We start from the raw sequence: 17,149 nt of genomic DNA, 5'->3' as shown, positions 1-17,149 counted from the left end.
CGATCGCGCTTAAGCCAGTCGTCGAGTACATCAAAGATGCCTCTTTCGGTCTGGGCGCGTCCGACTGCGATTGTCATTTACGCAAATCTCCAAATAGATATAATTACAACGGATTTTTCTCTAATCATCAGTCTGCTACCGTTGCCTCTGCTTAGCAGAAAACAAGTAGGATTATGAACAGAGTTTACTTTTCTTTACCGTATTCAGAATTATAAAGGTAATTCTTTACAAAAGCAAGTCTTTCTTAAATAACTTCCTGATTTTGACTTGTCCTCGGAAGTTCTCGAAGTTCTCGAATCAACCGGGAATGCGAGCATCTAGGGCTTGGCAAAAAGCATTTTTTTATTTTAGTGCTGTCCTCCTACAGCGCTGGTTATAGGAGCTCGAAGAGTTCGTGAGGACACGCTAAAATGCTGGCGCGCAAATGCTCCCGCGCCCTGCTGGGCGCGCACTCACGAGTATTGCGCTACAGAAACTGGGTTTTTTCTACACAATACTTCGTTACATCTATATATACTGAGGAGAGAGTTCCAAACTTAGGTTTTTAAGACTATATGTTCAGCATTGACATGATTGTGAAGAACACGCCCGTCTCGCTGTCGGTGCAGCGGAAGCTAGCCGAGGACGCTGAGGCTGTTTACCAGCAGGTTGTAGAAGCGATTCGCAACTCGCAACCGCAAATTTTGGAACTCACTTGCGAGAAAAATCCTGAGAAAAAGGTAGCTGTGCTCAGCAGCGAGATTTCTGGGGTGGTGATTTCTCAGAAATCGGGGGCGGCTTCTTCAGGTAGGGCTCCCGGTTTTGTCTCGATGACATTAGGAGAATGAGGGCTGGGGGTGTTGGTGCCGGTATGGGCCAGTCAGCGGTTGCTGTGCGGGATTTGGGTTTTTGCTGGCCGTCGGGCGATCGAGTTTTGCAAGGTTGCTCTCTGGATGTACCAAAGGGCGAGTTTTGGATGCTTTTGGGTACTAACGGTAGCGGCAAATCTACGCTGCTGAGGCTGATGGCTGGGCTGCTGCACCCCCAGTCGGGCGAAATTGATCTGGGCGGGCGTGTGGGTTTTGTGTTCCAAAACCCGGATCACCAGTTGGTGATGCCGACGGTGGGTGCGGATGTGGCTTTTGGTTTGGTGGAGGAAAAGCTTTCTAATCTTCAGGTGCGCGAGAGGGTGGCTGAGGCTTTGGAGGCTGTGAATTTGCTGGATTTGCAACGGCGGCCGATTTATGCTTTGAGTGGGGGACAGAAGCAGCGGATTGCTTTGGCTGGGGCGATCGCCCGTCACTGCGAAATTTTGCTGTTGGATGAACCGACGGCTTTGTTAGATCCTGATTCTCAGTTGGATTTGGTGGCGGCGGTGCAGCGGTTGGTGAAAAATCGCGGGATTACTGCTTTGTGGGTGACTCATCGTTTGGATGAGTTGAATTATTGTGATGGGGCTTTTTTGTTGGAAAAGGGCCAAGTTGTCGATCGGGGAGATCCGGCACGTTTGAAGCAGCGGCTGATGCAAAGTCAGGATGCTTAGCGATCGAGCAATTTGAGAATTAAGTCATTCTGCGAGGGAAATCGCTTCTACAAAAACGAAGTCTGCCTCTGCAGACTAAGAGAATGGCTGCAGGCCAAATCAATCTCGCAATCCTCGATCGCGCAACCAAGCATTTGCCCAAATTGTATCGGCTTCGGACAGCGCTGGTATGACTTCCCAGTTGCGATAATCTATCTTGAGGTCGTAACTTGCGATGTCGTAAATTTCAGTAAATAATTCCTGCAAATTGATTACAGGTTCCGTGTCGCCCGATCGCAGCGGTAAAGGAAAGGCAGGAATCGGGTTTTGCAGGTTAAAAGCATACAAATCAGCTCTGGGACGGCGATTTCCCCGACACACCAAAACGCGATAGTGACTATCAATATTGTTTTCAAGAATTGGCATTTTTTGACCGCGCCGCAATAAATCTATTTCTATTAAATGAGTGCGACTACCTAAAATTTCTTCTCGCTTTTCTTCGTACATTTGTCGCCCTTTGCCTGTTCGCTTATTCGTAGGAGAGAGAATTTCAATTACTGTTATCAATTCTTTTTCCCCCCTTTCTCTAATTTCTAAATAAGCTTCTCGAAGCGTGTAAGGTATGGGAAGAGTTACTGTTAATGGTTGTGTAGGCGGTGCTGCAACTGCTACGTTTGATTCTGTTGTTTCTGTTGCAGTTTGTGGCTGCATTACAGTTACGTCGGGAATGCCAATGACTGATAAATCGTCGTCAGCAGTTTCATAGATTCTCACTTCCAGCGACACTAAATACTTAGGACGCAGTTGGGGAGATAAAAACCTGAAAATTTCACTAATCAGCAAGTTATGCATCCCAGGCCAGAGTTCGGGATGCTCTAAATACGGGTCCATACCGGGAAAGGGAGATGGCATTGATTTGACTCCTTGACTCAAGTCTATTTCCAGTTTAACAATACTTTTCTGACGCGAATGGCTTGCCAACAGGTTTTAGGGCATAGCTTTGCTTGTTGCAGATGATGACTGAAGGCTCGATCGACCTTTTGCAATAATAGGTTCGATCGCACATCTTGCACTTATTGCCATATTCCCTCGGTGGTTTAAACCCCTGCCGGAATATGGCAACAAATGCAACATATCAGTTCGATCGCATTAACTTTCGATCGACAATTGCATTGGAATTGGAACGCTGTTTTCATCTAAGACAGACAGCGCATTCACGAAAACAATTGTATGCGGGACTGCGGGCATTAAGCGGCGCAGTGCATTTAGGTAAGATTCGGCATCGGGGCGGCGGCTGAAACGGGCGACTGTTAAGCGCTGACAGTTGGGGAGGTGGCGAATTATGCACCAAGGTTGAAGTCGATCGCGATAAGTGACTTGTTTTGGTATCATAGGAAAATCCTTCCCACTTTTGTGGGTGGTGAATGAAAGGCGATCGCTCTGCGACCTCAGAAATCAAGGGCGATCGCTTGTTTATAGTTTATATTCAACACGAATACTCGAGTGTTGTCAAGAGGGAATGGGACGAATTAGGCTGCGAGTTCGAGAATTTGCTCAAGAGAAGGGTTGGAATCTGACAGAAGTCTCCAAAAGAACAGGTATTCCATATACCACGATTATTACCTATGCGAACTCTCAAGGTATGGCAACTGTTGACTACACAGCTTTGGACAAGATGGCCCGTGCGTTCGATATTGCGATCGAAGATTTAGTTGAGATTTTGGAACAGTAAACTGATTTGTCAGCGGGAAGATGGGGCTAATACGGTTGCGAGTTCGAGAACTAGCTGAGGAAAAGGGTTGGACGCTGAAAGAAGTCTCTGACAGAACGGGAATTCCCTACAGCACGGTTAAAAAATACGCCCAAGCTCCCAAAATGGCAACGGTGGACTATACGGCTTTGCAGAAACTTGCTGCTGTCTTCGATTTGATGATCGAAGATTTGGTTGAGGTTTTGGAAAATTAAGCTTAGGACTTACGCACGGGTGGTCAGAAACCGGGTTTTTTTGCATCAGACTTCGTTACAGCCCGCCGATTCAGTAAAAAACCCGGTTTCGAGGAGTCGGAGTGCGTCGAAAACAAACTGATTTGTCGCTCTTTGCAGTAAAAATATGGATATTGGAATTTTCCGGCTGTAGACTAGAGTCAGGAGTTATTCAGTCTGCCGGAGTTATATCAATGCCAATTAATCGTCTGTCTGACATAGAAGAAAACTTGGAATTGCTGCAAGAGCAATTAGTGGGCAAGCAGAAGGCTCTAAATTTAGCACCGCAAGAAGAAAAGATCCGAATTAAACTGCAGATCCGAGAGCTACGCAAGGAGATTCGGGAGCAGGAAAATGATTATTGGCAGGTTTTCGCTCGGCAAACGAAAACAGAAGAAATTCCCGAACATGAGGCTGAGAATATTGTTGCCGAGATAGTAGAAGAAGTTGGGCAAATTGAAGTGCAGCGACAGTATCCCGATGAGGTAATTCAGATTTTGCAGGAGATTCGGGACAAGCTAAACCAACCGGGAGCGACAGCGGCCGCGAAACTTAAAGGCGTAATCTCAAGCATTCCGCCGTTTGTGGGAATTTCCTACGAGGCTGAATTGGATACAGAGAATTTTTTACAGCAGCATTTTCCAACGTTTCGGAAATGGGCTAAAGTATTAGCAAAAAAGTCCTAGACCTGGAGCGAAAAACACTTAATCCAGGTTTCACAAGTTTTTACCAACTATACGATATTCCCTCGGAACTCGGTTCAAAAAACTTTGTCGGACGGGATGAGGAGATGCAGCAATTGCACGGATTGTTGCAGGATGGAAGCCGCGTTGCCATTGCCGCTGCGTCGGGAATGGGCGGCATCGGCAAGACAGAATTGGCATGGCAGTATGCAACTTTTCACCGCGAACACAACACCTATCCAGCAGGGATTTGGTGGGTGTTTGTGCGGGAAATCGATTTAGCGCCGCAGGTGTTGCAGAAAGCGCTGCGAATGGGAATTCAGCCGCCGGATACTCTCGACAATCTGGAGGAACGGTTGCAGTTTTGCTACGAAGAATGGGCAAAAAAAACCTCTGGCAATGCTCTGCTGGTATTGGATGATGTCAACGATTACCGCGCGGTGCAGCGGTTGCTGCCTAGAAATCCCCGCTTTAAAGTGTTGCTGACAGCGCGACAAATTGTGCCGCCGCCTGTGGGGTGTTTGCCGTTAAAAGTGTTGAAACCAGGGGCGGCGCTAAAGTTGCTGCGGCTGACGGCTGGGGATTTGCCGGGAAACGGGCTGGGACGGATTGATGCCCAGCTTGAAGATGCCCAAGCGCTTTGTCAGTGGTTGGATTATTTGCCTTTGGGCATCGAACTGGTGGGGCGCTATCTGCGGCGCAAGCGGGCGCTGTCTTTTGCAGAAATGCTGCAACGGTTGCAGGGTCAACGATTGGAGGCGCGGGCATTGCGGGAGGCGGAAGCTGGGATGACGGCTAGGCGCGGAGTGGCGGCAGCCTTTGAGTTGAGCTGGGCGGAGTTGAAACCTCCGGCGCGGACGCTGGGGTGTCTGCTGAGCGTGTTTGCTCTGGCTCCGATTCCTTGGGAATTGGTAGCCGAGTGTTTGCCGGATTGGGATGAGGAGGAGTTGGAGGATTGTCGGGATTACGAACTGCTGGAACAGAGTTTGCTGTCGCTGGTGGAGGATGAAAGCTCTGATCCGGCTCAATCTGGGCTGGTGCAGCCACGCTATCAACTTCATGCTTTGATTCGGGAGTTTTTTGCGGCCAAATTGCAGGGACACGCCGATGCTGAGATTTTGCGGAGCAACTTTGCAGTGGTGCTGACAGCGGTGGCGAAGACGATTTCGCAGACTGTGACGCTGAAGGTGCAGGAACGGGTGAAGGAGGCGCTGCCTCATTTGGAGGTGGTGGCGGAGCAATGGTCGCATTTGCTGGAAGATAATGATGCTGTGTGGTCTTTCACGAGCTTAGGGTGGGTTGCCCAGGGACAGAGTTTGTGGGCAGAGGCGGAGAAATGGTTCAAAGCTTGCCTCCAGATGACAGAGCAACGCTGTGGAGCCGACCATCCCGGCACGGCAACGAGTTTGAACAATCTGGCAGAGCTATACCGTGCAATGGGACGCTACCTGGAGGCCGAACCCCTGTATGTGCGATCGCTCTTTATCTGGGAGCAACAGCTCGGAGCTGACCATCCCCAGACGGCTATGAGTTTGAACAATCTGGCAGGGATGTATTATGCAATAGGACGCTACGCGGAGGCGGAACCCTTGTTCGTGCGATCGCTCTCTATTTACGAGCACCAGCTCGGAGCCGACCACCCCCATACTGCTCAGAGTTTGAACAATCTGGCAGAGCTATACAGTGCAATGAGACGCTACTCGGAGGCGGAACCGTTATTAGTGCGATCGCTCGCCATCACAGAGCAGCAGCTCGGAGCCGAGCATCCCCACACGGCTATGAGTTTGAACAATCTGGCAACTCTGTACTATGCAACGGGACGGTACGCGGAGGCGGAACCGTTATTAGTGCGATCGCTCGCCATCTGGGAGCAGCAGCTAGGAGCCGACCATCCCCATACTGCTCAGAGTTTGAACAATCTGGCAGAGCTATACCGTGCAATGAGACGCTACTCGGAGGCGGAACCCTTGTTAGTGCGAGCGCTCTCTATTTACGAGCAGCAGCTAGGAGCCGACCATCCCGATACGGCTATGAGTTTGAACAGTCTGGCAGGGCTGTACAAGTCGATGGGACGCTACGCGGACGCGGAACCCTTTTATGTGCGATCGCTTGCCATCACAGAGCAGCAGCTAGGAGCCGACCATCCCGATACGGCTATGAGTTTGAATAATCTGGCAAATCTGTACCATGCAATGGGACGCTACCCGGAGGCGGAACCGTTTTTTCTGGGAGCATTAGAAATCTTGTTTAACAGATTGGGAGAGAATCACCCCCACACCCAAAAAGTTTGGAGCAATTTCATTAATTTTCTCCAGCAGGCGATATCAGCGGGTCAAGACTCGCAACTTTCCCAGCATCCAACAACGCAAGCAATGCTTAAGCGACTTCGGGAGACGGAGTAGCTGTTGCTGCTAGAGCGATTGTTGCCAATTTCCTACAAAACTTACGCATGGGGCCCAGAAACCGGGTTTTTGCGGGAATACTTCGTTACAGCTTGCAGATAAGGCAAAAAACCCGGTTTCTCTGACGAAGCGCATAAGTCCCGATCGCATTAAAAAGAGCTAAATTGCGATTTTTCTTTGGGTGGGGGCGGGTTTTTGAGATTGTCTATCTGTGTCATAAAGGGTTGGAAAAACCCGCCACCACAGGTCGATCGAGGATGTGCGATATGTCAGATTTTACGGTTGATTCCCCTACTTCATCTCATATCCAAACAAATTCGGATCGACTTCTCCCAAATTCAAATCGGCCAAACCATACTCAGCCCAACGCCTTTCTACCATCGCCGCCACATCCGGATCGGACTCCAAAACTTCCCCCCATTCGTGATCGGTTTCCGGCGGCATCTTCGTAGTAGCATCAATCCCCATTCTGCCTCCCAAACCAATCTTTTCACTGGCAAAATCTAACGTGTCAAAAGGCGTATTCGGCAGAATAAATACATCTCGAACTGGATCGACTTTAGAACTAATTGCCCACACTACTTGACGCGGGTCGCGAATGTTGATACTTTTATCCACAACAATCACAAACTTAGTGTAAGTAAACTGCGGTAATGCACTCCAAAATGCTAAAGCAGCCCGGCGCGCTTGACCGGGATATGCTTTATCGATCGAGATAATTGCCGCTTTATAACTCAGCGCTTCCATCGGTAAGAAGAAATCGACAATTTCCGATACTTGCTGCCGCAAAATAGGCGTATAAATACGGTTAAGCGCGATCGCCATCATAGCTTCTTCCTTCGGCGGCCGCCCGCTAAATGTGGTCAGATAAATCGGGTCTTTCCGGTGTGTCATGCAGTTGAACCGAACCAGCGGCGAATCCTCCACGCCGCCGTAATAACCCATGTGATCCCCAAAGGGCCCGTCGGGCAGAACTTCCCCCGGCGTAATCGTTCCTTCTAACACGATTTCCGAGTCTGCGGGTACTTCCAAATCTACGGTTTTGCACTTCGCCAATTGCACGCCGGAACCGCCGTAAAGTCCGGCAAATAACCATTCCGATAAATCTACAGGAATTGGGGTTGCTGCGGCGAGGATGATTAAAGGATCGACTCCCAGGGCGATCGCAACTTCCAATTTTTTACCAGCCTGCGCCGCTTTCCGCAAGTGCCGCGCGCCTCCTCGAACAGATAACCAGTGGACAGTCATCGTGTTTTTTGACTGCAACTGCAAGCGATAAACCCCGACATTCGGCGTGCCGGTTTCGCAATCTTTGGTAATTACCAAACCGAGGGTGATAATTTTGCCCGCATCTCCCGGATAGGGGCGAATCATCGGGATTTTGTTCAAATCCACGCCTTCTCCTTCAAACACCACTTGCTGACAAGCTGGGAAGAAGTCGCGCCCCGGTTTGGCTTTCACTACGTCGAACAAGACTTTGCCGAATTCTATGGCTTGGGATATCTTTTTCGGAGGTTTTGGCTGTTGTAGCATTCCCAATTTTTTGCCGAGCTCTTCTAGTTCGATCGGCTTTTCCATGTTCATCGCCCAGCAAACCCGTTCTTCCGTGCCCAACAGGTTAATCGCGACGGGGAAATCTGCCCCTTTGACGTTTTCAAACAGCAGTCCAGGCCCGCCCTTGACTAGCATTTGGTTGGAAATTTCGGCAATTTCGAGGTCGGAATCGACTAAGGCGCTAATTCGGCGCAGTTGTCCCCTTTCTTCGAGTAGTTTGAGGAATCCCCGCAAGTCTCTAGCCATTGTGTTTAAATAAATGTTAAGTTTCTTTTACTATTATGGGGCTTCTGAACTGCTCAAGGGATAGGTGTTTAATGAACCGCGAAGACGCGAAGGGCGCGAAGCAAGAACAAAAAGAAGATAGGTAATTTTTTGCTGCTGAGGGAGCCGGCTGTAATAATGGTTAAATGAAATGTCCAAGATGCGAATCAGACCAACTCAGTAAAAATGGCCGTCCCAACGGTCAGCAGCGGTATCTTTGCAAGGCTTGTCGCAAACAATTCGTTGAGCAGTTGAGTCCGCAGTCTTTAAGTCGCCAATGCACCGAAACACGGTTAAGCGTAGCTATCGCGAAGGAAATCGCCCCTGCAACTACCACAGAGTCCTGCGGGATTGCGATTTTGCTGTTAGATGCCGAAAATCTGAAACTTAACGTTTATACAGAACAATTTTTAGCCAGTTTGTGCGACTATCCCCTGCAAGTTAAAATTGCTTTTGCTAACTGGAAAAACCAGAGTATCGGCAAGTTGGATGCTGAACTTTACGATCGCGGTTACGAACTGATTCACGTTCCGGGCGGTTCTAATAGTGCTGATGGTAAAATGATTGCTTTTGGCGCTGCTATTTTATATCGATATCGGGATGTCCGACAAGTTTTGGTCTGTTCTTCTGATGGTTTGTTAAATCATCTTTGCAATCAATTGCAAAATCAGGGAGTGACTGTCTTTCGGGTGCGTCGGCAAAATTCTGTTTTGTCTGTAGAAAACTGTCAGAATGGTGAGAGCAAGCACTATTCTTGCGAAAGGGAAGAGGAAATCCCTAGTTTTGAAGAATTGGCTAATCAAGTTGCAGAGTTGTTGAAGGCTGAACACAAATCTATTGATGAGCGAATCGCTCGTTTTTCTACGGTGGCTGAGCTTTTTCAAGAGCGCCGTACTGTGGCTTTCAATTCTACAACTTCCCATGCAGCAGCACTGTCGGATTCAGCACAAAACGAAGTTCCCCCGGCACCTGAAGTATCTTTTGTTTCTGTTGCTGTTAATCAAAATTTGCTAGAAATAATTCCAGATGTGAATTCAAATGCTATTGAGTCGCTGGATGTTTTAAAAACTATACTTTTACAAATAATTGAAACTGCAAAAATTGAGTTAAAAAAGGATGCTATTCCTCTGGTCAAAATCAAGAAAATCTTTTTGGCTAAGTATCAATCTCATGCTGATTTAGTTGTAAAACAATTTTTTGGGAAAAAATCCAGTTTAATCAAATATTTGCAGTCGGAATCGGGGGTTTTTCAAGTAAAATTAATCGGTCAGGAACATCAAGTGGCGATCTTTCCAAAAATTGAAAGTTCAGAAAAAGGGTAAGAATCATCAAGTGGCGATCGCACAGTAAGCTCCCTGACTTATTTAAGAAATCCGGTCTCTGATTCTTCTGTCTGAAAATTTAATCTAAAATTAACCAAAATTTAAAACAAGCTTATTCTTTTATTATTTAATCTAAAATTAACCAAAATTTAAAACAAGCTTATTCTTTTATATCCCTTTCGTTTGGGATTTCAGTCTATCCTATGGAGGAGATTTGCAAAGCCGGCTATTAAGGGAGAGGAGGAGTATGAATTTTTTCACAGGACGTTGGCGACGTGGTTTTATAGTGACACTAGCAGCAGCGGCATTTTCGCTGACTTTGATTAGTTCCGCTGTAGCTGCTGTCACACTAAACGGTTCGGGAGCAACTTTCCCTAAACCTCTTTACGATCGCTACTTCTCTCAGATGAGAAGTGCAAATCAAATTACTGTAAACTACGAAGGAACCGGCAGCGGTGCTGGCATCAAAGCATTAATTACAGGCACTGTTGATTTCGCAGGCAGCGACGCGCTGATGACTGCTGCACAAATCGCTGAGGTAAAGCGTGGCGTTATGGCGATTCCGACTGCTGGCGGCGCTGTTGCAGTTGTTTACAACTTGCCCGGAGTGAACAATCTGAGGCTAAATAAGGATGCCATGAAAGGCATCTTTGAAGGGAAAATTACTCGCTGGAACGATGCTAAAATAGCCGGAATTTCTGGACAAGCTAAAGGCTTGCCAAATACTGCGATTCGAGTAGCTGTACGGGCAGACAGCAGCGGTACTAGCTTTATTTTTGCTAATCACTTGCAGGCAACTGGTAGCAGCATCAAAGCTGCCGCGCAACCGAAGTGGCCTGGAAGCCCTGTCAGCGGTCAAGGAAACCCCGGCGTAGCTGCTTTGGTGAAGAATACAGCGGGTGCGATCGGCTACGTTCAAGATACTTATGCTCGGCAAAACAATCTCCAAACAGCATTTATTCAAAATAAAGCTGGTAGGTTTGTAGATCCTAGTTTGTCTGAAGCAGAAAAAGCTTTGGCAGGGGAAAAATTCCCCGCAGACTTCCGCTTAGTTGAAGGAAATCCTAACGACGGTTATCCGATTGTTGGTTTGACTTGGCTGTTAATCTACAAACAGTATCCTGCTGCAAAAGCAGATGCTATTAAAAAGATGGTTAATTGGGTGATGACTACAGGTCAAGGTATCAACAAACAGCTAGAGTATACTCAAATTCCGACCGCTACAGCTCAAAAGGTGATTCAAACAGTTAATCAGAGTGTGGTTGCCAGAGGTTAAGAGAGGGCGATCGCAGGGAGTTATGAGTTAAGCTGAGGCCCATCTAAATTTTACATTCCTTTCGCTCTCCCCTAGATCCTCGCTCCCCCTAACCCCCCTTAACAAGGGGGGCACAAGATGGTTCAAAGTCCCCCTTAATAAGGGGGTTAGGGTTCAAAGTCCCCCTTATTAAGGGGGATTTAGGGGGATCTAGAATTCGCTACAAATGCACCTACAAGCTCATTAGAATTACTCATCTTTCAAGCAAATATTTCGCTATTTGCATACTAAATCGGCTATGACCAATCTTTCAAAAAAACAGAAAAACTTGACTCGGCAACCGACAGAAAAAAACACAGCACTGGATTTGACAGATACTGCTGGTGAAAGTCTATGGATGGAGTCAGGATTTACACTATTTGTATGGACTTTTGCCTTAGCGACAGCGGGTACGCTGTTTTGGATGAGTGCGATAATTTTTAAAGATGCTTGGCCAGCTATTAGCCATTTTGGGCTCTCCTTCTTGTGGAATCCCAAGTGGGATATCGGCGAGTTGCAGTTTGGGGCTTTGCCGTTTATTTACGGTACTGTAATTAGTTCTGCGATCGGCATAATCATCGCACTTCCTTTAGGGCTGTCAGTAGCTATAGTTACTAGCGAGAACTTCTTACCCGTTTGGGTGCGATCGCCCTTGGGATTCATGGTTGAATTAATCTCGGCTATTCCCAGCGTGATAGTTGGCCTGTGGGGAATCTTTGTTTTGATTCCCTTTTTGTTGCCATTACAGCAGTCATTGTTCGATAATTTCAGTTGGTTTCCCCTGTTCAGCAGCGAACCTTTAGGCCCCGGAATGCTGCCGGCCGGAATACTGTTATCGATTATGATTTTGCCAACAGTAGCCGCCATCAGCCGCGATGTATTGATGTCAGTTCCAGTAGATTTGCGAAGTGCTTCCATGTCCCTCGGTGCCACCCGCTGGGAAACGATATTTAAGCTGTTATTACCAGCAGCTAGTTCAGGAATTATCGGCGCCACCATCTTAGCCTTGGGACGCGCTTTAGGAGAAACAATGGCCGTCACAATGGTGATTGGCAACTCGATTCAAATCAATCCATCCCTGCTCGCTCCCAGCTACTCAATTCCTGCTGTTTTGGCGAGTCAATTTCGGGAAGCTCTCGAACCGCTGCACATCGGCGCTTTGATGTATTTAGCCCTAATTTTATTTGCGATCACTTTGTTGGTAAATGCGATCGCAGTATTGCTAGTTCAGCTAATCGGCGTCAAGGGAGCTAAAAATTAACATCATCGAAAGCGTTTTGGTTACAAGCCCCCGGATTTATCCGCTGGATTAATCTAAAATCTAAAATCCCATGACTCAAGTAAAAAAATCAAACAGTATTCTGGATGCAGAAATCAACAATCCCCTGTCGCTAAGCCGAAATTTTTTCAGCCGGGGGATGACAGTTATCGCTTTCGCTCTGACAGCTATGGCCCTGCTCCCTTTGTTTGCTATCTTATACAAAATCCTGGGAGAAGGACTCACACATTTGAGCTGGGAAGTGCTAGTGTCTCTACCAGCACCCGTTGGAGTTGAAGACCAGCCCAACGGCTTTGCAAATGCGATTCTTGGGACAGGTTTAATGGTAGGAATTGCTACGTTATTTAGTGTCCCAATCGGCGTAATGACGGGAATATTTTTTTCCGAGTTTGGTAGAGAAAACAAAGCACTCGCCAACAGCATCCGCTTTATCACTGTTATTCTCAGCAGCGTTCCCTCGATCGTAGTTGGCGTCTTTTCCTACGCCCTAATTGTCGTTACCACCAAAGCATTTTCAGCATTAGCAGGCGGTTTTGCCCTCGGCATCATCATGCTTCCAGTTGTTGCTCTGACAACAGAACAAGCATTAAAATTAGTGCCTACTTCTTACCGCCTCGCTTCTGCTGGTTTGGGAGGCGGACGCTTTCAAACGATGTTTCGGATTATTATTCCCTCAGCACTCCCAACTATTACCACAGGTGTTTTACTCGCTGCTTCCCGGGCCGCCGGCGAAACCGCACCGCTGATTGTAACGGCGTTGTCGAGTCAATTTTGGCCTCCTTTAGTTGATAAATTGGGCGAGATAATGCAGTCCCCCATAGGTGCAGAAACTATCTCAAAACTCAAAGAAATTCCCGAGACACTGCTGACTCCGACTCCTTCTATGTCGGTATTAATATATAGCTACGCCAGCTCTCCTTACAAGGAGCAGAACGAATTGGCCTGGACTGCTGCATCTGTCCTTTTGGGCATGGTTTTGATTGCTAGCGTCGCATCCCGTACAGTAACTCGGAAACGCTTGCAAAATCGATAAATCAATAACTCAAGTGCATTTATCAGTCAAATATTAACACTATAACTAGGCAAATAATGAAACCTAAAGCTAACTTGAAATCCGCCAACTCTACAGATCAATTCCTAGACGATACCACCCCGGAAATTGACCCCAATGCAATGCCTGCACTGCGAGTTCAGGACTTGAGTTTTTATTACGGAACTCAAAAAGTATTAGAAAATTTATCGATAAATATCCCTCACCCACAAGTTACTGCTATTATTGGCCCTTCTGGTTGCGGAAAATCTACTTTTCTCAAAGCTCTAAACCGTATTGGTGAATTGGAGGGAAAAGTTCAAGTTAAAGGAAGAGTAGAGTTTTTTGGACAGGATATTTATAGCCAGAAAGTAAACATTAATAGTTTGCGCCGCCAAATTGGGATGGTGTTTCAAAGACCAAATCCTTTTCCGCTGAGCATCTACGATAATATTGCTTACGGGGTGAGGATTTTTGGTCGCAAAAGCAAAGCAGAATTAGATGAAATTGTGGAATCTGCACTGAAAAGTGCGGCGCTTTGGAATGAAGTCAAAGACGATTTGAAGAAGTCGGCTCAGGGGATTTCGGGGGGACAGCAGCAGCGACTTTGTATTGCTCGCGCTTTGGCTGTGCAGCCAAAAATTTTGCTGATGGATGAACCTTGTTCTGCTCTAGATCCGATTTCAACGATGAAGATTGAGGAGTTATTTCAGACTCTACGCCAGCAGTTAACTGTTGTGATTGTGACCCACAATATGCAGCAGGCTGCTCGTGTTTCTGATTACACGGCATTTTTTAATACTGATGAAAGTCGCATCGGCCGCCTGGTGGAATTTGGCCCCACAAGTAAGATTTTTACTTCTGCAGGCAATTCGAGTACGAGAGATTACATTCAAGGTCGTTTCGGTTAATACCAAAGTTCTTTTTTAGGTTTGTAGTTGCGCTTCAGCGCCGGCCGGCGCTGAAGCGCAACTACAAACCTGTTTCAACGTGACAAAAGCTTTAGTCCTGCTAATATCAGTATGGCACTGAACAGAAAACCGCTATAGTTATGTCTCCCCCACTTTTAAAGCGAGAATTGGGTGTTTTTGGCGCAACTCTCATGGGCCTGGGCTCGATTCTTGGTACGGGAGTATTTGTGAGTATCGGAATTGCGGCGGAAATTGCCGGGCCGGGAGTGATTTTGGCTGTGGGTATCGCTGCTTTGGTTGCTGTTTGCAATGGCCTGAATAGCGCTCAATTGGCGGCCAATCACCCTGTTAGTGGCGGTACTTATGAATATGGTTACAAATATCTCAATCCTTGGCTGGGTTTTACAGCCGGCTGGATGTTTTTGTTAGCTAAAACGGCTTCGGCTGCTACTGCTGCTTTGGGTTTTGCAGGGTATTTTTTAAATGCAGTTGGTGTAGCTGATCGCACTTACCTGATCCTAACAGCATTAATCGCCCTCGCCGCCCTAACTTTAATTGTCTTGACGGGAATCAGGCGATCGAATATTGCCAATACTGTCACAGTCTCAGTTACACTCTTATCTCTGGCTGTGTTTATCGCTACAGGTTTGCCAGAAATCAGATGGGAAATAGCCACTGTACAAAATGATAGTTCGATCGGCTCCATCCTCCACGCCACCGCCCTAATGTTTGTCGCCTACACCGGTTACGGCCGCATCGCCACAATGAGCGAGGAAGTGCGGGAACCGAGTAAAACCATTCCTAAAGCCATAATTTTTACTTTGGTGCTGACAATGGTGCTTTACATGGCGGTAGCAATAGTTGTCGCAGGCGCGGGGGGAGCTGATAAATTGTCCCTGCAAGCAGGCGCTGCGGCTGCACCCTTGGAAGTCCTCGCCCGCAGTTTCCCCACTCCGGGAGTTTCGCAACTGCTAGCCGTCGGGGCAATTACTGCCATGCTGGGAGTATTGCTGAACCTAATTTTAGGCTTGTCGCGCGTCTGGCTGGCGATGGGGCGGCGGCTGGATGTGCCCAGAGTCTTGGCGCGGCTGAATCCCTCGGGCACAACGCCCTATGTGGCTGTGGTATTTGTCGAAATTACGATCGCACTTTTAATTTTAGTCGGCGATGTCAAAACCACTTGGTCATTCAGCGCCTTTAGCGTTTTGATCTACTACGCCATCACCAACCTCGCAGCGCTGCAGATTCCCCCCGCAGAAAGACTTTACCCGCAGTGGCTGGCTTGGGTTGGATTGGCTGCGTGTCTGTTTCTGGCTTTCTGGGTGGAGAGGGAAATTTGGCTGACTGGATTGGCGTTAATTGCAGCAGGTTGGGTTTTGCGGGCGATCGTCCGGCAGCCGACAAGAAACTAACATTATGATAGATTGAGACACCATCCCGCATTGTAGAGGGCCATGCCCGATCGAACTTCCTTCCTAGCCACTCAAGAATCAGTCGCATTCAGCGCCATCAGTCGCTATATCGCTCAAACACTAATTGCCATTCAGGAACAACATCCCGAATGGATAGCTGAAAAATACAGGAAAACCCCCTGGGCCAAACCTGATTTTCAGTCAGTTTTGATTGAAAAATTGACCAAAAGTTTCCAAGTAGCCAGCGATACCAAATCCCTGCTGCAGACTGCCAAAAAATATCTCCAAATTCTGCTGATTCCAGAATTCATTAATTCATCTCAATTCAGCAAAATATTTGCCCAAATTCAGCAGCTAGCCACAGCCCCATCACAAAACTCACTTTCCCCAAAACCTCCAACTCCCACCGCAAATCAAACACATTCGCTTCCTGTCGGCATAGCCATCTTGCTGCTAGATGTCGAAAACTTGCAACTCACCATCGAAACCGAAAAATTCCTAGAAGGAATTTGCCACTATCCCATCCAAATCAAAGTAGCCTTTGCCAACTGGCGCAGCATGGGCAAAAAAGATGCCGAATTTCACCAGCGCGGCTATCAACTGATTCACGTCCCCCCCGGCAAAGACAGCGCCGACTTAAAAATGGCAACAGTAGGCGCATCAATTTTCGTACATTATCCCACAGCAAAAGAGATTTTTGTCTGTTCGTCCGATCGCGCCCTCACCCACCTCAGCAATACACTGCAAGCCCACGGATTAACCGTCTTTCAAGTCCGCAAGCAAATAGATCAAATCATAGTTTTAAACAGTAAAACCGGACAAGTGGAAACCCATTCCCTCGTGACTTTACCCGAAATAACACCCGTAGAACAATTAGTTATTCAGCTAAAAGAATTAATCAAAAAAGAGCAAAAACTCACCTCAACCCAGTGGATTAAAATTTCCAGAATTTCAGCTTTATTTACAGAAAATTACGGTTTAGTCCTAAGTCAAATAGTTTCCCAGCATCTCCTAGGAACTAAAACCAGAGATATATTTCTCAAATATCCCACCGATTTTGTTCTTCACAAACCCTCAGAAAAATCTCAAACTTATGTCACTCTCTTTGAAGTTAAATCGCCCCCCCCACCGCCCATACTTAACAAAGAAAATGTGAATCACACCCAAGCAGCACCGACCAGCTTAACCAATATTAATTCTCTCGAAGACTTGGAAAAAGCTATAGTCAAAATAGTTGGCGATTTAACCGATAACTCTCCTCAAAATTCTGTATTTCTCTCCAATGTAGGCAGCGAATTTCACAGACAATACGGCAAACAAATTACCCAAACAATTAAAGAGTTTAATTTTGGCAGAAAACTCCCTAACTTTTTGCAATCATGCACTTCTCTCAAGCTAAAAAAAAGCGAAAAAGGCTGGCAAGTTTCCCTAAATTAATTATTGGTTATTGGTTATTGGTTATTGGTTATTGGTTATTGGTTATTGGTTATTGGTTATTGGTTATTGGTTATTGG

At 47.0% G+C, this 17,149-nt stretch carries 15 protein-coding genes and 1 pseudogene; 13 read left to right on the top strand and 3 right to left on the bottom strand.

Features of this window, described 5'->3' with window-relative positions; genetic code table 11:
* Positions 1-554: 554 nt before the first annotated feature.
* Positions 555-827, top strand: coding sequence for a hypothetical protein (locus QUB13_RS29450; protein WP_194012426.1), 273 nt, complete (start codon positions 555-557; stop codon positions 825-827).
* Entirely contained in the window at positions 824-1,522 is a 699-nt protein-coding gene (locus QUB13_RS29445) for an energy-coupling factor ABC transporter ATP-binding protein (protein WP_333388393.1), read from the top strand. The genes QUB13_RS29450 and QUB13_RS29445 overlap by 4 nt, the downstream gene beginning before the upstream one ends.
* Positions 1,523-1,621: 99 nt before the next feature.
* Here QUB13_RS29445 and QUB13_RS29440 read toward each other — a convergent pair whose 3' ends face one another.
* Both QUB13_RS29440 and QUB13_RS29435 read right to left on the bottom strand, forming a co-directional pair.
* On the bottom strand, positions 1,622-2,413 hold the full coding sequence (locus QUB13_RS29440) for a DUF4058 family protein (RefSeq protein WP_333388390.1): 792 nt from the start codon (positions 2,411-2,413) through the stop codon (positions 1,622-1,624).
* A gap of 237 nt (positions 2,414-2,650) precedes the next feature.
* Positions 2,651-2,893 (bottom strand): hypothetical protein, encoded by a 243-nt coding sequence (locus QUB13_RS29435; RefSeq protein ID WP_333388387.1) that lies wholly within the window; start codon positions 2,891-2,893, stop codon positions 2,651-2,653.
* 127 nt (positions 2,894-3,020) lie between these two features.
* Between QUB13_RS29435 and QUB13_RS29430 the strand changes: the two genes are divergently transcribed.
* The 4 genes from QUB13_RS29430 to QUB13_RS29415 all read left to right on the top strand — a co-directional run bounded on the left by QUB13_RS29430 (position 3,021) and on the right by QUB13_RS29415 (position 6,569).
* Positions 3,021-3,233, top strand: a complete 213-nt coding sequence (locus QUB13_RS29430; RefSeq protein ID WP_193974922.1) for a helix-turn-helix domain-containing protein — start codon at positions 3,021-3,023, stop codon at positions 3,231-3,233.
* 20 nt (positions 3,234-3,253) lie between these two features.
* A complete protein-coding gene (locus QUB13_RS29425) occupies positions 3,254-3,466 on the top strand; it encodes a helix-turn-helix domain-containing protein (protein WP_190739924.1) in 213 nt (70 codons plus the stop codon).
* 212 nt (positions 3,467-3,678) lie between these two features.
* Positions 3,679-4,170, top strand: a complete 492-nt coding sequence (locus tag QUB13_RS29420; RefSeq protein ID WP_333388384.1) for a hypothetical protein — start codon at positions 3,679-3,681, stop codon at positions 4,168-4,170.
* A 104-nt stretch (positions 4,171-4,274) separates the two neighbouring features.
* Positions 4,275-6,569, top strand: coding sequence for a tetratricopeptide repeat protein (locus tag QUB13_RS29415; protein ID WP_333388381.1), 2,295 nt, complete (start codon positions 4,275-4,277; stop codon positions 6,567-6,569).
* Between the two features lie 291 nt (positions 6,570-6,860).
* Here the strand turns inward: QUB13_RS29415 and QUB13_RS29410 are convergent, their stop codons facing one another.
* The gene (locus QUB13_RS29410) at positions 6,861-8,369 is read right to left on the bottom strand and encodes a UbiD family decarboxylase (RefSeq protein ID WP_333388379.1); all 1,509 of its coding nucleotides are present in this window, start codon (positions 8,367-8,369) and stop codon (positions 6,861-6,863) included.
* 170 nt (positions 8,370-8,539) lie between these two features.
* Between QUB13_RS29410 and QUB13_RS29405 the strand changes: the two are divergent.
* From QUB13_RS29405 to QUB13_RS29375, 7 genes and pseudogenes are all read left to right on the top strand, one after another.
* Positions 8,540-9,067 (top strand): annotated as a pseudogene (locus QUB13_RS29405) (IS1/IS1595 family N-terminal zinc-binding domain-containing protein); the annotation flags it as partial.
* Positions 9,068-9,956: 889 nt separating this feature from the next.
* On the top strand, positions 9,957-10,985 hold the full coding sequence (gene pstS / locus QUB13_RS29400; RefSeq protein ID WP_333388376.1) for a phosphate ABC transporter substrate-binding protein PstS: 1,029 nt from the start codon (positions 9,957-9,959) through the stop codon (positions 10,983-10,985).
* A 277-nt stretch (positions 10,986-11,262) separates the two neighbouring features.
* Complete coding sequence (gene pstC / locus QUB13_RS29395; RefSeq protein WP_333388373.1) at positions 11,263-12,264, top strand: phosphate ABC transporter permease subunit PstC; 1,002 nt, start codon at positions 11,263-11,265, stop codon at positions 12,262-12,264.
* A 70-nt stretch (positions 12,265-12,334) separates the two neighbouring features.
* Positions 12,335-13,315 (top strand): phosphate ABC transporter permease PstA, encoded by a 981-nt coding sequence (pstA, locus tag QUB13_RS29390; protein WP_333388370.1) that lies wholly within the window; start codon positions 12,335-12,337, stop codon positions 13,313-13,315.
* A 56-nt stretch (positions 13,316-13,371) separates the two neighbouring features.
* Positions 13,372-14,223, top strand: a complete 852-nt coding sequence (gene pstB / locus QUB13_RS29385; RefSeq protein WP_333388367.1) for a phosphate ABC transporter ATP-binding protein PstB — start codon at positions 13,372-13,374, stop codon at positions 14,221-14,223.
* Between the two features lie 140 nt (positions 14,224-14,363).
* Positions 14,364-15,635 carry an APC family permease gene (locus tag QUB13_RS29380; protein ID WP_333388364.1) on the top strand — a complete coding sequence of 424 codons (1,272 nt, stop codon included), beginning with the start codon at positions 14,364-14,366 and terminating at the stop codon, positions 15,633-15,635.
* Positions 15,636-15,677: 42 nt separating this feature from the next.
* The gene (locus tag QUB13_RS29375) at positions 15,678-17,072 is read left to right on the top strand and encodes an NYN domain-containing protein (protein ID WP_333118844.1); all 1,395 of its coding nucleotides are present in this window, start codon (positions 15,678-15,680) and stop codon (positions 17,070-17,072) included.
* The last annotated feature ends 77 nt before the right edge of the window (positions 17,073-17,149 follow it).

This window comes from Microcoleus sp. B4-D4 (assembly GCF_036705185.1).
Lineage (GTDB): Bacteria > Cyanobacteriota > Cyanobacteriia > Cyanobacteriales > Microcoleaceae > Microcoleus.
The sequence above is the reverse complement of the archived record's forward strand: the minus strand, read 5'-3'. Positions and strand labels throughout refer to the sequence as shown.

Bases quoted from the DNA above. Each gene is read 5' to 3' on its own strand.
- QUB13_RS29450 (WP_194012426.1), top strand. From the start codon at position 555: ATGTTCAGCATTGACATGATTGTGAAGAACACGCCCGTCTCGCTGTCG.
- QUB13_RS29445 (WP_333388393.1), top strand. From the start codon at position 824: ATGAGGGCTGGGGGTGTTGGTGCCGGTATGGGCCAGTCAGCGGTTGCT.
- QUB13_RS29440 (WP_333388390.1), bottom strand. From the start codon at position 2,413: ATGCCATCTCCCTTTCCCGGTATGGACCCGTATTTAGAGCATCCCGAA.
- QUB13_RS29435 (WP_333388387.1), bottom strand. From the start codon at position 2,893: ATGATACCAAAACAAGTCACTTATCGCGATCGACTTCAACCTTGGTGC.
- QUB13_RS29430 (WP_193974922.1), top strand. From the start codon at position 3,021: ATGGGACGAATTAGGCTGCGAGTTCGAGAATTTGCTCAAGAGAAGGGT.
- QUB13_RS29425 (WP_190739924.1), top strand. From the start codon at position 3,254: ATGGGGCTAATACGGTTGCGAGTTCGAGAACTAGCTGAGGAAAAGGGT.
- QUB13_RS29420 (WP_333388384.1), top strand. From the start codon at position 3,679: ATGCCAATTAATCGTCTGTCTGACATAGAAGAAAACTTGGAATTGCTG.
- QUB13_RS29415 (WP_333388381.1), top strand. From the start codon at position 4,275: ATGCAGCAATTGCACGGATTGTTGCAGGATGGAAGCCGCGTTGCCATT.
- QUB13_RS29410 (WP_333388379.1), bottom strand. From the start codon at position 8,369: ATGGCTAGAGACTTGCGGGGATTCCTCAAACTACTCGAAGAAAGGGGA.
- pstS (WP_333388376.1), top strand. From the start codon at position 9,957: ATGAATTTTTTCACAGGACGTTGGCGACGTGGTTTTATAGTGACACTA.
- pstC (WP_333388373.1), top strand. From the start codon at position 11,263: ATGACCAATCTTTCAAAAAAACAGAAAAACTTGACTCGGCAACCGACA.
- pstA (WP_333388370.1), top strand. From the start codon at position 12,335: ATGACTCAAGTAAAAAAATCAAACAGTATTCTGGATGCAGAAATCAAC.
- pstB (WP_333388367.1), top strand. From the start codon at position 13,372: ATGAAACCTAAAGCTAACTTGAAATCCGCCAACTCTACAGATCAATTC.
- QUB13_RS29380 (WP_333388364.1), top strand. From the start codon at position 14,364: ATGTCTCCCCCACTTTTAAAGCGAGAATTGGGTGTTTTTGGCGCAACT.
- QUB13_RS29375 (WP_333118844.1), top strand. From the start codon at position 15,678: ATGCCCGATCGAACTTCCTTCCTAGCCACTCAAGAATCAGTCGCATTC.